This is a genomic window from Kocuria rhizophila DC2201, from assembly GCF_000010285.1.
In the GTDB taxonomy this organism is placed as follows: domain Bacteria; phylum Actinomycetota; class Actinomycetes; order Actinomycetales; family Micrococcaceae; genus Kocuria; species Kocuria rhizophila_A.
Map to the genome: position 1 here is coordinate 1,099,575 of NC_010617.1, position 14,103 is coordinate 1,113,677.

Genomic DNA, 14,103 nt, shown 5'->3' on the forward strand with positions numbered 1-14,103 from the left:
GACGCTCGTGAACTCCACCACCCGTGACCGCGCGCCGTCCTCCGCAGCCCGGGCTCCCCGCGTCGGACGGATCGGCAGCGACCTCCAGCTGAGCACCATCACGCTGCTGCTGCGCCTTCCGCAGGTCATGGCCCCGCTGGGCGTGCTCACGTGGCTCGCCGTCTCGGCCTCCTCCGCGTGGGCCGCGGCGCTCGGGGCCGCAGCCCTGTGTCTGGGCATGGCCGTGTGCGGGCTGGGCATGGCCGTGTTCGCCACGGTCCGGTGGCGGCTGTGGGCGCTCGCGGCCATCTCCGTGATCCAGGGCATCGTGATGTGGCAGCTCTCCCGCGTGGACGTCAGCGCGGTCTCCACCACCTGGGACGCCGCGGGCGAGTTCGCCCCGTTCTTCGTGGCCGGCCTGTCGCTCGCACCCATGGGCCTCGCCGCGCGACTGCGGTGGGCGTCGGTCTTCGCCGGTGAAGAGCGCCCCGGGGCCTTCGGGGCCGCGATGCGGCGCGAATCCGTCAACGAGGCCCTGGCCACCGTGCTCGGCGCCGCGCTCACGGGACTGCTGGCGGTGCTGGCCGGCCCCTCGTCCGTGCTGCGGGCCTCGGCAATCCTGTCCGTGCTCATCATGCTGCTGTTCGTGCTGCACCCCTCGGCGCGTCAGCCGCAGGCCAACATGCCCGTGCACCTGTGGCGCCAGGACCACTGGCCCACCCGCGCGCAGCGGCGCACCGCGTTCCGGCTGCGCCACGGGGTGCTCTACGGGATCGCGGCACTCAACGCGCTGCTGGGCGCGGCCCAGGGCTGCCTTGCGGTGTACTCGGTGTCCCTGGACACCGTGGAAAGCATGGGGGTCATGTACGCGCTGCTCGGTTTCGGGGCAGCGGTGGGCTCCACGCTGGCCGTGCGCTTCCGGCACCGGGTCACGGCGGCCAACATGTGGGTGCTCGTGGCCACCGGCGCGCTGCTGACCTCCATGCTGCTGTCCGGGCCCTCCGGCGCGCTCGGCTACGCCCTGGTGCTCATGGCGGTCGGCTTCTTCTCCGGCCCGTGCCTGCTGTGCATCCACAGCTGCGCGGGCCAGGTGGACATGGCCCGCGGCTACCTCGGACTCGTGGCCCTCATGAACATCGCCACCGGCGCGGCCACGGCCGTGGGGCTGATCGTGTGCGCGTACCTCGGGGTGCGGTGGGACTACATGTCCGCGGCGATGATCCCCGTGGCCGCCGCCATGGCCCTGCTGGGGTCCGCCCTCGTGTTCTGCTACGGACTGCGTCGCACCCCCGGCCCCGATCCCAGGATCTGAGCGGCCGGTACCCGAGCCACTCCGCGGTTGGGCACGATGCCGCCGCGGCGTCACGCCACCGCGCACGCGTGCGCCCCGCATGACGTCGATGCCCGGCTCAAGCACCCCTCCCGTCCCTACCATTCCGCCCGCCGCCACCGTCCCGCCCGGCTCCACCATTCCCCACAGCTGCACCCCTCCGCACAGCACGACGCCGCCGCGGAACCGTGCTCTCGCATGGCGGTTCCGCGGCGGCGTCGTCGGGCAACGGCCGGAACGCCACCCGGCCGGTGGTCGGGCCGACGCGCTCGGGGGCGCGTCGGCGTCGGCTCAGTGGCCGCGGGCGATCCACTCGCCGAGGTGGGGCTTCTCCTCGCCCACGGTGGTGGGGTCACCGTGCCCGGGGAGCACCAGGGTGTCCTCCGGGAGGGCGAGGAGCCGCTTCTCGATCGAGGCAATGATCGTGGGGAAGTCCGAGTACGAGCGTCCCGTGGCGCCCGGACCACCCTGGAAGAGGGTGTCCCCGGTGAAGATCACGCCGTGCTCCCCGAGCTGCGGGGCGTGGAAGACCACGGAGCCGGGGGAGTGCCCCGGCGTGGCCAGCACCGTGAACTCCACGGTCCCGGTCACCAGCTGCTGACCGTCGTGCAGCGGCTCGGGCTCGGGACCCTGCGGGTGGACGTCGTGCCACAGCATGAGGTCCTCGTGGCTCATGAGCACCGGGGCGTCCGTGCCCAGTTGCTCCACGAAGTCCCGGACGGCCTTGATGTGGTCGTCGTGGCCGTGAGTGAGCAGCACGTGGGTCACGGTGCGCTCACCGACCGCGGCGATCACCGCGTCCGGGTCGTGCGCGGGGTCGATGACCACGCACTCGGCGGCGCCACCGACGATCCACACGTTGTTCTCCACCTCCCAGGAGCCGCCGTCGAGGTTGAAGGTTCCCTCGGTCACGCACTTCTGGACGGTCACGCCACCGCTGGGATCGGTGAGGACGGTCTCCGGGTGGGCGCTCACCGTGCCAGCTCCACCACGGAGCGCAGCACCTTGCCGGCGCGCATGGTGTCGAACGCCGCCTCGACGTCCTCCAGGCCGATGCGCTCCGACACGAAGGCGTCGAGGTCCAGACGACCGAGGACGTACTGGTCCACGAGCATCGGGAAGTCGCGGGAGGGCAGCGTGTCCCCGTACCACGCGGACTTGACGGAGCCTCCCCGGGAGAACACCTCGTCCAGCGGCAGGTCCACCGTGGTGCCCGGGTTCGGAACCCCCACCAGCACCACACGCCCCGCGAGATCGCGGGCCCGGAACGCCTGCATGAAGGTGTCCGCGACACCCACGGCATCGATCACGAGGTCCGCCCCGAACCCGCCGGTGAGCTCGCGGATGCCCTCCACGGCGTCCGCGGAGCGGGAGTTGACGGTGTGCGTGGCGCCGAGCCGCTGGGCGGTGCGCAGCTTCTCGTCGTCCACGTCCACGGCGATGATCGTGGTGGCGCCGGCCAGTGCGGCACCCGCGATGGCCGCAGTGCCCACACCGCCGCAGCCGATCACGGCCACGGACTCCCCGCGCTTCACGGCGCCGGTGTTGATGGCCGCGCCGATGCCCGCGGTCACGCCGCAGCCCAGCAGACCCACGGCCGCGTACTGCTCGTCCTCGAGGGGGGTCTCGATGCGGGTGCACTGGCCTGCGGCCACGAGGGTCTTTTCGGCGAACGCGCCGATCCCCAGCGCGGGCTCCAGCTCGGTGCCGTCCTCCAGGGTCATCTTCTGCGTGGCGTTGTGGGTGTCGAAGCAGTACCAGGGCTCACCCCGGCGGCACGCGCGGCACTCGCCGCACACGGCCCGCCAGTTGAGGATCACGTGGTCGCCCACGGAGACCTCGGTGACGCCCTCACCCACGGCGCTGACCACGCCGGTGGCCTCGTGGCCCAGCAGGTACGGGAAGTCCTCCCCGACACCGCCCACCTTGTAGTGCAGGTCCGTCTGGCACACCCCGCACGTGAGGACGTCCACGAGGGCCTCCCCGGGCCCCGGATCCGGGACCAGGATGGTCTCCACGGACGCCGGGGCGTCCTTCTTCAGCGCCACTACGCCTTTGACCTTGTGCATGCGATTGCCTCCGTCAGGGTGCTCGGTTGGTTGTCCCTCCCAGTATGCGCGGTGCCCGGTTTCGCGGCACCCGGGCCCCGCGCGGTTCGCCGACCGGCGAACACCGCGGCCGGCCCGGGTCGGCCCCGCGCGCTTCCCCGCCCGGCGGACACCGCGGCCGACCCGGGTCCGGCACCGGGCGACGTCGTCACGCGGGGGCACCTGGCATGTGAGAAGCCCAGGGTGCGAGGGAGGGCCTGGCACGCGAGGAGCCCCGGTGCACGCAAAAGCCCGGGGCGGGCGACAACCCGCTCCCGAGGAGGCGGGCGCTCGGGGAAACACCCCCGGGGACACGCGAAGGGGCCCGCACGGTCTCGACCGTGCGGGCCCCTGTCACGCCCCGTCCGTGGTCGGCGCACCGCGTGGGTGGCGGGCCGACCGGCCGGGTGTCAGTCCTGCGAGGGCTTGGAGTAGTCCACGTGCTCGGTGTGCAGCCGGATCTTGCGACCCTCGGCCTCGAGCTTCTCCTCCTTGGCGCGCAGCTTCTCCACCTGGGCGGTGTCACGCGGGGGCAGCTGGATGGTCTCCTCGGCGCGGATCCCGCCCTGCAGCTGGCGGCCGCGCTCGAGCTCGGCGTCCACCTCGGCCCCGAACAGCAGCGCGTTGTTCATGATCCACAGCCCCAGCAGCAGGATGATCACGGAGCCGATGACCCCGTACGTGGCGTTGTACTTGGCGAAGTTCGCCACGTAGAACGCGAACGCCAGACCGGCGACGATCATGAACACCAGGGAGATGGCCGCACCGGGGCTCATCCAGCGGAACTTGGGCTGCTGCACGTTGGGGGTCGCGTAGAACAGGATGGCGATCAGCAGCACCAGCAGGAGCAGCACCACGGGGATCTTGACCCAGTTCCACACGGTCACGGCGGTGGAGCCCAGCCCCACGGCGTCGCCCAGGGTCTGGGCGAGGTCGCCAGAGAGCAGCACCATGACCATCACGGCGGCCACGATGAGCACCACGATCAGGGTGACGAGCAGCATCACGGGCTTGAGCTTCCAGAAGGGGCGCCCCTCGGAGACCTCGTAGATGCGGTTCAGGGCCCGGGAGAACGCCCCGGTGTACCCGGACGCGGTCCACAGAGCGCCCACGATGCCGACCACCAGCGCGAGTCCCGCTCCGGACTGCGTGGTGAGCTGGGAGATGGGATCGGAGAGCAGCTCCACGAGCGCGGACGGGGCGTACTGGTTCAGGAAGTCCAGGATGGCCTTGGTGGTGGCCTCGCCCTGGCCGAACACGCCCAGCAGCGAGACGAGCGCCAGCAGGGCCGGGAAGACGGAGAGCACGGCGAAGTAGGTCAGGGACGCCGCGAGATCGGTGCAGCCGTCCTTGGTGAACTCGGACAGCGCGCGCTTGAACACGTACCCCCAGGACTGGCCCTTGAGCTTGCCGGGGGAGTCGGGCTTGGAGTCGTGGTCCGGGTGGGGCGCGGCGTCGTCCCTGGCCGCGGTGGACTCCAGGTGCTGGTCGGTCATGGGGGTCCTCTCGAGGGGTGTCTGCTGGACGCAGGTGCTCCGAGCAGTGTACTGACTTCCCGCCCCGCGGTCCCTCGAACACCTCCGGATGCAGCACCGCGCCCGTGAACGGTTCACGGGCGCGGTGCGGTGCCGCAGTGCGGCGCGGGTGGGCGGTGCGCGGACGGGACGCGGGCCCGGCCGGCCCGTTGCGGGCCGAGCCGGCGCTCAGCGGGACAGCGAGAGCGCGTACTGGTGTATGCGCTCGCTGAGCCGCGTGAGCACCCTGATCTCCTGGGCGTCGAGAGCGGTGCTCATGACGTCCGCGACCTTCTGGTCGTTGTCCGCGGAGATCCGCTCGTAGAGCCGGCCCCCGGCCTCGGTCAGGGCCACCCGCACGCCCCGCAGGTCCTGCGAGTCCTGGCGGCGGGTCACGAGGCCCTTGTTCTCGAGGCGTTCGAGCATCCGGGACAGGCTGGACTGCGTCAGCAGCACGTGGCTGTTGAGATCCCGCAGTCTGAGCCCGCCGCGGTCGGCGCCGTGCAGCGTGGCCAGCACCTCGAACTCACGGCGCGACAGGCCCTGCAGGTCCACGTCCCGCTGCAGCTGCCGGGTCACCGACACATGACAGCGGCTCAAAGCATCCCACGCCTCGATACTCCCCCTTGACGTCATACATTTCCCCCTAGTAGAAACGTTCACCCCCTATGAACGTTATCTACATGTTACGAGCGCGCCCCCGTGCATTTCCGGCCGTGGGTGTCCACACTTCTGGCCGAACCACCCCGGTCTGTCCACGCAAGGGGGCACACGACGACGCGGGGGCCGTCGCGCACGATGCGCAACGACCCCCGCATGGAGACGGTCGGTCTGGGTGCTACTTGATGCCGAGCACCGAGGCCGTGTGGCCCATGATCTCGTCCGTGAGGCGGGGATCGTCGTTGAGCTTGCGGCCGTAGGCGGGGATGAGCTCCTTGATCCGGGGCTCCCACTCGGACATCTTGGCGGGGAAGCACTTGGACAGCAGGTTCAGCATGATCGGCACGGCGGTGGAGGCGCCGGGGGAGGCCCCCAGCAGCGCGCCGATGGAGCCGTCCGCGCTGGTGACCAGCTCCGTGCCGAACTGCAGCACGCCACCCTTCTGGGGATCGGACTTCATGACCTGCACGCGCTGGCCCGCCTCGATCAGCTCCCACTGGGACTCCTCCGCGGTGGGGTAGTACTCGTGGAGGGCGTCGATGCGCTGCGAACGGGTCTTGGTCAGCTCGCCCACCAGGTACTTCACGAGGTCCAGGTTGGCCATGCCCGCGCGGGTCATGGGGTACAGGTTGTGCGCGCGCACGCTCTTGGGCAGGTCCAGCAGGGAGCCGTGCTTGAGGAAGTTGGGCTTGAAACCGCCGTACGGGCCGAACATGATGGCGCGCCGGCCGTTGACGTAGCGCGTGTCAAGGTGGGGCACGGACATGGGCGGGGCTCCCACGGAGGCCTGGCCGTAGACCTTGGCGTTGTGCTGGGCGGTCACGGTGGGATCCGTGTTGCGCAGGAACAGCCCGGACACGGGGAAGCCGCCGTAGCCCTTGGCCTCCTTAATCTTGGACTTCTGCAGCAGCGGCAGGGCGCCGCCGCCCGCGCCCAGGAACACGAAGCCCGCGCGGATCACGCGGTTGTTGTCGCTGTTGAGGCGGTCCACCACGGACACGAGCCAGGAGCCGTCGCTCTGGCGGTCCAGGGTGGTGACCTCCTGGCCGTACTCCACGGTGATGTTGCGGCCCTGGAGGTGGTTCAGCAGCTGGTTGGTCAGCGCGCCGAAGTCGACGTCCGTGCCCTCGGGGGCGAAGGTGGCCGCCACGCGTCCGGCTCCGCGGCCGTGCATGGTCAGGGGCGCCCACTGGGCGATGAGGTCGCGGTCCTCGGTGAACTCCATGCGTTCGAAGAGCTTGTTGGGCTTGAACGCGTCGTAGCGGGCCCGGAGGTAGTCGGCGTGGTCGTCGCCGAAGACCATGGACACGTGCGGCACGGGGTTGATGAAGGTGTTCGGGTCCTCCAGCGTGCCGTTCTCCACGAGGGAGCTCCACATCTGGCGGGTCACCTGGAACTGCTCGTTGATGGTCAGCGCCTTCTCCGCGCTGACGGTGCCGTCCGCGGCCTGCGGGGCGTAGTTGAGCTCGCACAGGGCGGAGTGGCCGGTGCCGGCGTTGTTCCACGCGTTGGAGCTCTCGAGCCCGGCGGCGTCCAGGCGCTCCAGCACGAGCATCCTCCACTCGGGCTGGAGGTCGTTGAGCAGCGTGGCCAGCGTGGCGCTCATGATGCCGGCGCCCACGAGGACTACGTCGGCGGTTTCGGTGGGCTGAGGTGATGTCACTGTTTCTCCCGTGCGTGCAGGGTGGGCGCGGCACTGCGCCCCGGCGTTCGTCATCCAGGGTATCCCCAGCCCCGGCCAACTCCCAACGTGCGGCGGGGCCCTCGGGCGCCTCAGGAGAGCTGGATCTCGTTGAACCGTTCGAAGCCCGTGGAGGTCAGGGGGAAGTTCACCACGCGGGAGCTCACGGCCACCGCGGAGACGGGGTGGGACAGCGGGACCGCGGGGACCACCTCGGACACACGGTCGTTGAGTGCCTTGTAGGACGCGGTGCGCGGATCTCCCTGGGCCATGGCGGCGGCGCGGTTGACCGCGGTGCTCAGCCCGGCGTCGTCGCAGCCGAGCCGCGCCTGCGAGGAGCCCAGCAGGGGCCCCAAGAAGCTGTCCGGGTCCCGGAAGCTGCCGCTCCAGCCCAGGAGGCTCAGCGCGTGGTCCGCCCCGGGGTCGGTGGCGGTCTCCACGTAGCCGTCCTCCCAGTCCACGGGCACGGGGGTGATGCGGAATCCCGCGCGCGTGAGCTGCGCGGAGATCTGGGCGTAGACGCGCTCCGGCTCCTGCAGGTACATGCGCGAGGTGTTGCGGGGGTAGCAGAACCTCAGCCGCTCACCCTTGTACGCGCTGCCCCGGAGCAGGTCCTTGGCGTGCTGGGGGTCGTAGCCCGGCAGCTGCAGGTGCTCGCCGTTGACGTTGAAGCGCGCGGGCACGAACTGGTCCGCCACGTTGGTGCCGTTGGGGAACAGGGAGGTGGCGAGGGCGCGGCGGTCGATCGCCGCGGCGACGGCGCGGCGGACGGAGACGTCCCTGAGGGCCGGCACGCGCTGGTTGAGCCCCAGGTAGGACACGGCGTAGGGGTCCCGGTAGAGCACCTGCACGCCCTCCCGGGCGAGGGGGGCGAAGTCGTCTAGGCCGACCAGGTCGTACGCGTCCACCTCTCCGCCCAGCAGGGCCGCGCAGCGCACCTCGGCGTCCGGGATCACCCGCATCTCCAGGGAACCCACCTGGCCGAGGTCCCCCCAGTAGCGCTCGTTGGACACCAGCTTCACAGTGGTCCCCGAGGCGGAGTCGAAGCGGAACGGGCCCGTGCCCACCGGGTGCTCGTCCTCGGTGCCCGCCTCGATGCTGCCGGGGGAGGCGATGCCGAAGGCCGGCTGCGTGAGCGCGGAGAGCAGGGGGCTGTACGGGCGGGTGAGCGTGAGGACCACGGTGCGCTCGTCCCGGACCTCCACGCCGGCGTAGGACGTGGACACCATTGGATCCGTGTAGCCGTGGCGGAAGGTGGTGGCAAACGCGCTGCGGTGCGCCCACGGCTCGCCGGACTCGGCCTGCGCCCGCCACTTGTCGAAGTTGGCCTTGACCGCGGCAGCGTCGAGCTCGGTGCCGTCGTGGAAGCGGACGTCGTCCCGCAGGGTGAACGTCACGGAGCGCTTGTCGTCCGCGATCTCCCAGGACTCGGCGAGTCCTGGCGCGGGCTCGCCCGTGGAACGGTCCGCGCTCACGAGGCCCTCGAGGATCTGCGTGGAGATCCGTGAGGTCTCCTGCGAGTTCCGCCGGGACGGGTCCAGCCCGGTGGGCGCCGCGGCGTGGGCGAGCACGAACGTGCCGTTCGGCACCGACGGGCTGCCGCCGGAGCGGGCGCCGCGCTCGCCGCACCCGGCCAGCGCGAGGCCGAGACCCGCGGCGGCCAGGAACGTGCGCCGCCCGAAAGCGTTCTCAGCGCTCACCGCACGCCCTTTCTGCCGCCGTCTCCTCGAGGTGCCCGGCGGTGTCGGGCACCCCGTGCGTCGTCGTGCGCAAGACGGGAGTCGAACCCGCACGCCCTGGGGCACAGGAACCTAAATCCTGCGTGTCTGCCAGTTCCACCACTCGCGCAGTCCTGGGGCACGGGCGGGCGAGCGCCCGCGGCCCCGAGATCGTCCCCCATCCTAACCAGTCGGGGCGCGCCCGCCGCGGGTGCTCGCGGGGGACGACGACGCCGCGGCCTCAGGAATCCAGCCCCAGGTCCCGTCGCAGCTTGGCCACGTGCCCCTTGGCGCGCACGTTGTACTGCGCGAGGTCCACCGTGCCGTGCTCGTCCAGCACCACGGTGGAGCGGATCAGGCCCTCGTAGACCTTGCCGTAGTTCTTCTTCTCGCCCCACGCCCCGTAGGCCTCGGCCACGCGGTGGTCCGGGTCGGAGAGCAGGGGGAAGCCGAGGTCGTGCTCGGCCGAGAAGCGGGCGAGGGCCTCGGGGGCGTCCGGGGAGATGCCGACCACCCGGTACCCGGCGGCACCGAGGGACGTCAGACTGTCCCGGAAGTCACAGGCCTGCGCGGTGCAGCCGGGCGTGGCGGCCCGCGGGTAGAAGTACAGGACGGCGCGCTCGCCCCGCAGGTCGGCCATGGACAGGTGCCCGCCGTGGGCGTCCGGGAGGGTGAAGTCGGGGGCGGTGTCGCCGGGGCTCAGGCGAGAGGTCATGGTGGGGTCCTTCCTCTGGTGACAGATGTTCCCTAATGGACGCGTCCTCGCGTACAGTGCAGGGGTGCAGGACGAGCTTGTCACGTCCGGGACGGGGATGCTCCGCACGCGGGGGCGTGCCGGGCGCCGCTGCGGCGCGACACCGACGGTGACGCCGAGAGGTGTGCACCCGCCCGGAGTTGACGACATCGCCACTGTACTGTAATGCAACCGAAGCACACCGAGTGGATACAATCAGCACATGCCCCACAGGAACCCGTGGCCCACGAACCGTCTGCTGTCCACGGCGGCACGACTCGTGGAGCACGCGTGGAACGAGGAGCTCGCCTCGCTCGGGGTGACCCACGCGGGAGTCATGGCACTGGACGTCCTGCGCTGCGAGGGCAGCATGACTCAGGCCCAGCTCGCGCACCAGGTGCGGGTCCAGGCGCAGACCATGGGCAAGACCCTGCACCGGCTCGAGTCCCACGGCCACGTCACCCGGGCCCGGAGCGAACGGGACCGCCGCTCCCACGTGGTGAGCATCTCGTCGGCGGGGGAGCAGGTGCTCGCGGACGCCGCGAGCATCGAGCAGGACCTGCTCGGAGGGGACGACGGCTCGGACGAGCAGTTCCGGTGCTGGCTCGTGGAGATCATCTCGACCCTCGGCGGTGCACGGTGGCGTATGGAGGTCCAGGAGGACCGTGCCGCGTGCGGTGCGGACGTCTCGGGGGAGACCGGTGTTCAGGATGCCGGCGCCCGAGGCGCCGGGGCTCAGGAGACTGAGGGGCGGGGCACCGCAGCTCGTTGACCGGCGCCGCGGCGGCGTCGCACTGACCGCCGTGGCCACGCCCCGGGTGCGAGTCTCTTCCACCACGGCGGGGTCGTGACGGTTTTCGCGGGCGCATTCCGCCCCTTCGCTCCGCTGCAGCGGCCCGCCGAGACGTGCCGCCCGTCTGGGGCCCCACCTGCGCTGCACAGAACGGTGGCGTTCGCGGTCGAACGGCACGCGGTTCCTGCACCGGATGGTGTCCGGACACGACGGAAGCCGGACCGCGTGCAACGATCCGGCTTCCAGGTGGTGCGCCCCCAGGGACTTGAACCCTGAACCCATTGATTAAGAGTCAATTGCTCTGCCAATTGAGCTAGAGGCGCGGGTATTGTTCGGGTGGTTGCCCCGGCTCTCACCGTTGCTTTCTCCCTCGCAACGAGAGATAACTTTAGCAGTCCGGCGGGGGGAGTCAAATCCGGTCTCCGAGGGGGTGGGGGCGGCTCACGGGCGGCGTCCGTGCGGGGCCGCCCACCGTAGAATCGGGCCCATGAGCGACTCGACCTCCCGTGCCCCTTCGTCCCCACTGCGCGTGATCTCGCTCCCCGAGCAGCGGCTCTTCGACGAGATCAGTGCCGTGACCGAGGACTTCCGGTGCGTGCTGTGGGACCTGGAGGGGGAGCCGCAGGGCTGCGCCCGGGAGGACGTGGACATCGCGGTGGCTCCCTACTACAGCAGCCGCTGGCGCAGGGACCCCTCGGTCCTGGAGCACGTGCGCCTGCTCCAGCTGCAGTCCACGGGCTACGACGGCGTGCCCGAGCTCCTCGGGGACGGCACCGCTCTCGCCGCGGCCGGCTGGGTGCACGCGGCCGGCACGGCGGAGATCGCCCTGGGCCTCATCATTGCCGCCCAGCGCCACCTGGACCGTGCCGTGCTGCAGCAGCACGAGGGCGTGTACAGGTCCTTCTTCTCCCGCGCCGTCGCCGACTCCCGGGTCACCCTGGTGGGGGTCGGGGAGATCGGGCGTGCGGTGGCCGCACGGCTCGAGCCCTTCGAAGTGGACCTCACCCGCGTGGCCTCCACCGCCCGCGACGACGCCTCCGGCCACGTGCACGGCATCGCCGGGCTGCCCGAGATCCTTCCCCGCACGGACATCCTGGTGCTCGCGCTGCCCCTGAACGACTCCACCGCGGGGCTCGTGGGTGAGCGGCTGCTGCGGCTGCTGCCCGACGACGCCCTGGTGGTCAACGTGGGCCGCGGGCCGGTGCTCGACACGGACGCCCTGACCGCCGAGGTGCTCGCGGGCCGGCTGCGCTGCGCCCTGGACGTCGTGGACCCGGAGCCCCTCCCGGGGGACCACCCGCTCATGGGCGCGGCCGGTTCCATCGTGCTGCCCCACGTGGGCGGCTCCAACGTGTCCTACCGGCCGCGCGTCCGGCGGCTGATCCTGGAGCAGCTGGAGCTGATCCGGCAGGGGCGCGCCCCGCAGTTCCTGGTGAAGCCCGGAGGTTTCACGATGTGAGACGGGGTGTCCGCAGTTTGACACGGGGGTTGGCTGCGTCACACGATGAGGTCATGAATTCGGCACAGCGCATCATTCGGGACCTCGTACTGGTCGTCCTCATCGGACGACCGGCCTGAGGAGCTTCGACGCGCACACCGCCAAGGCCCTCAGCCCACGGAACCCGTGGACAGGGCCTTTTTCATGTACCGGGGCACCACCCCCGCCCCTCGCCGGACACCACCCCGACCGGCACAGTCGCCACCACGCACACAAAGGACACAGCACCATGAGCAAGGACCAGCCGATCTCACCGGCGGTGATGGCCCAGCGGCGCACGCCGTCCGGACCCACGGCCCAGTCCGCGGACTCGGACCGGGTGCGTCTCACCGGCACGGCCGCCGACGCCGTCGCCCCCGAGCAGATGACGGGCTCGCAGGCCATCATCCGCTCGCTCGAGATGCTCGGTGTCACGGACGTGTTCGGGCTGCCCGGCGGGGCGATCCTGCCCACGTACGACCCCCTGCTGGACACGGACAAGATCAACCACGTGCTGGTGCGCCACGAGCAGGGCGCCGGACACGCCGCGGAGGGCTACGCGCTCGCCTCGGGCCGCGTGGGGGTGTGCCTCGCGACCTCGGGGCCGGGAGCCACCAACCTGGTCACGGCCCTGGCCGACGCCAACATGGACTCCATCCCCATGCTGGCCATCACGGGCCAGGTGGCCAGCTCCTCGATCGGCTCCGACGCCTTCCAGGAAGCGGACATCGTGGGCATGACCATGCCCGTGACCAAGCACTCCTACCTGGTGACCGACGCGCAGGAGATCCCGCGCGTCCTCGCCGAGGCCTACCACCTGGCGTCCACGGGCCGCCCGGGCCCGGTGCTGGTGGACGTGGCCAAGGACGCCCAGCAGGGGGAGATGACCTTCAGCTGGCCGCCGCACGTGGAGCTCGCCGGCTACCGTCCTGTGACTCGGGGCCACTCCAAGCAGATCAAGGAGGCCGCACGGCTGATCGCCGAGGCCCAGCGTCCGGTGCTGTACACGGGCGGCGGGGCCATGCGCGCCGACGCCCCGGCCGAGCTCATGGAGCTGGCAGAGCTCACGGGAGCCCCCGTGGTCACCACGCTGACCGCCCGCGGGATCTTCCCGGACTCGCACCGCCAGAACCTGGGCATGCCCGGGATGCACGGCACGGTGCCGGCGGTCTACGCGATGCAGCAGGCGGACCTGCTGATCACCCTGGGTGCGCGCTTCGACGACCGCGTGACCGGGCAGCTGGACACGTTCGCCCCCCATGCCACCGTGATCCACGCGGACATCGACCCCGCCGAGATCTCCAAGAACCGGCTCGCGGACGTGCCCATCGTGGGGGACCTGGCCACGGTGATCCCGGACCTCACCCAGGCCGTGCGCCAGGAGTTCGAGGAGACCGGCGCGCCGGACCTGAGCACGTGGTGGCAGGCCCTGGACTCGCTTCGGGAGACCTACCCCCTGGGGTACACCCGCACCGACGACGGCCACGGCAGCCCGCAGCACGTGATCGAGCGGATCTCCGCCCTTACCGGACCCGAGGCCGTGTACGCCTCCGGGGTGGGGCAGCACCAGATGTGGTCCGCCCAGTTCGTGGACTACGAGCGCCCCCGGCAGTGGCTGAACTCTGCCGGGCTGGGCACCATGGGCTTCGCGGTCCCCGCGGCCATGGGCGCCAAGGTGGCCCAGCCGGACCGCGTGGTGTGGGCCATCGACGGGGACGGCTGCTTCCAGATGACCAACCAGGAACTGGCCACGTGCGTGATCAACGACATCCCCATCAAGGTGGCCGTGATCAACAACTCCTCGCTGGGCATGGTGCGGCAGTGGCAGACCCTGTTCTACGACGGCCGGTACTCCAACACCGAGCTGAACACCGGTCACAACTCCCGCCGGATCCCGGACTTCGTGAAGCTCGCGGACGCCTACGGGTGCGCGGCCCTGCGCTGCGAGCGCGACGAGGACGTGGACGCCACCATCCAGCAGGCGCTGGAGATCAACGACCGCCCCGTGGTGATCGACTTCGTGGTCTCGGCGGACGCCATGGTGTGGCCCATGGTCCCCTCGGGGGTCTCCAACGACCAGATCCAGATCGCCCGCAACATGACTCCCGAGTGGAAGACGGAGGACTGATCG

The 14,103-nt window shown here is 71.0% G+C and carries 11 protein-coding genes and 2 tRNA genes; 4 read left to right on the forward strand and 9 right to left on the reverse strand.

Translation table 11 applies throughout. From position 1 onward, the window contains the following. Positions 1-7 precede the first annotated feature (7 nt). Positions 8-1,291, forward strand: a complete 1,284-nt coding sequence (locus KRH_RS04885; RefSeq protein ID WP_012398079.1) for a hypothetical protein — start codon at positions 8-10, stop codon at positions 1,289-1,291. A gap of 309 nt (positions 1,292-1,600) precedes the next feature. Here KRH_RS04885 and KRH_RS04890 read toward each other — a convergent pair whose 3' ends face one another. The 8 genes from KRH_RS04890 to bcp form a co-directional block, all read right to left on the reverse strand. Next, a complete protein-coding gene (locus tag KRH_RS04890; protein ID WP_012398080.1) occupies positions 1,601-2,284 on the reverse strand; it encodes an MBL fold metallo-hydrolase in 684 nt (227 codons plus the stop codon). Then, entirely contained in the window at positions 2,281-3,378 is a 1,098-nt protein-coding gene (locus KRH_RS04895; protein WP_012398081.1) for an S-(hydroxymethyl)mycothiol dehydrogenase, read from the reverse strand. The genes KRH_RS04890 and KRH_RS04895 overlap by 4 nt, the downstream gene beginning before the upstream one ends. 428 nt (positions 3,379-3,806) lie before the next feature. Next, complete coding sequence (locus tag KRH_RS04900) at positions 3,807-4,892, reverse strand: YihY/virulence factor BrkB family protein (protein WP_041297336.1); 1,086 nt, start codon at positions 4,890-4,892, stop codon at positions 3,807-3,809. Between the two features lie 207 nt (positions 4,893-5,099). Further along, a complete protein-coding gene (locus KRH_RS04905; RefSeq protein ID WP_105590612.1) occupies positions 5,100-5,489 on the reverse strand; it encodes a MarR family winged helix-turn-helix transcriptional regulator in 390 nt (129 codons plus the stop codon). 259 nt (positions 5,490-5,748) lie between these two features. Then, positions 5,749-7,233, reverse strand: a complete 1,485-nt coding sequence (locus KRH_RS04910) for a malate:quinone oxidoreductase (protein ID WP_012398084.1) — start codon at positions 7,231-7,233, stop codon at positions 5,749-5,751. 110 nt (positions 7,234-7,343) lie between these two features. Beyond that, positions 7,344-8,951 carry an ABC transporter substrate-binding protein gene (locus KRH_RS04915; RefSeq protein ID WP_012398085.1) on the reverse strand — a complete coding sequence of 536 codons (1,608 nt, stop codon included), beginning with the start codon at positions 8,949-8,951 and terminating at the stop codon, positions 7,344-7,346. Between the two features lie 66 nt (positions 8,952-9,017). Beyond that, positions 9,018-9,099 (reverse strand) — tRNA-Leu (locus KRH_RS04920). Between the two features lie 111 nt (positions 9,100-9,210). After that, on the reverse strand, positions 9,211-9,684 hold the full coding sequence (bcp, locus tag KRH_RS04925) for a thioredoxin-dependent thiol peroxidase (protein WP_012398086.1): 474 nt from the start codon (positions 9,682-9,684) through the stop codon (positions 9,211-9,213). Positions 9,685-9,925: 241 nt separating this feature from the next. On the opposite strand from bcp, the gene KRH_RS11750 reads away from it, so the two are divergent. Next, positions 9,926-10,474, forward strand: coding sequence for a MarR family winged helix-turn-helix transcriptional regulator (locus KRH_RS11750; protein WP_012398087.1), 549 nt, complete (start codon positions 9,926-9,928; stop codon positions 10,472-10,474). A 268-nt stretch (positions 10,475-10,742) separates the two neighbouring features. Here the strand turns inward: KRH_RS11750 and KRH_RS04935 are convergent. Continuing rightward, a tRNA-Lys gene (locus tag KRH_RS04935) sits at positions 10,743-10,818 on the reverse strand. Between the two features lie 164 nt (positions 10,819-10,982). On the opposite strand from KRH_RS04935, the gene KRH_RS04940 reads away from it, so the two are divergent. Both KRH_RS04940 and KRH_RS04945 read left to right on the forward strand, forming a co-directional pair. Beyond that, entirely contained in the window at positions 10,983-11,954 is a 972-nt protein-coding gene (locus KRH_RS04940) for an NAD(P)-dependent oxidoreductase (protein ID WP_012398088.1), read from the forward strand. 268 nt (positions 11,955-12,222) lie between these two features. Continuing rightward, a complete protein-coding gene (locus KRH_RS04945; RefSeq protein ID WP_012398089.1) occupies positions 12,223-14,100 on the forward strand; it encodes an acetolactate synthase large subunit in 1,878 nt (625 codons plus the stop codon). Positions 14,101-14,103: the final 3 nt, after the last annotated feature.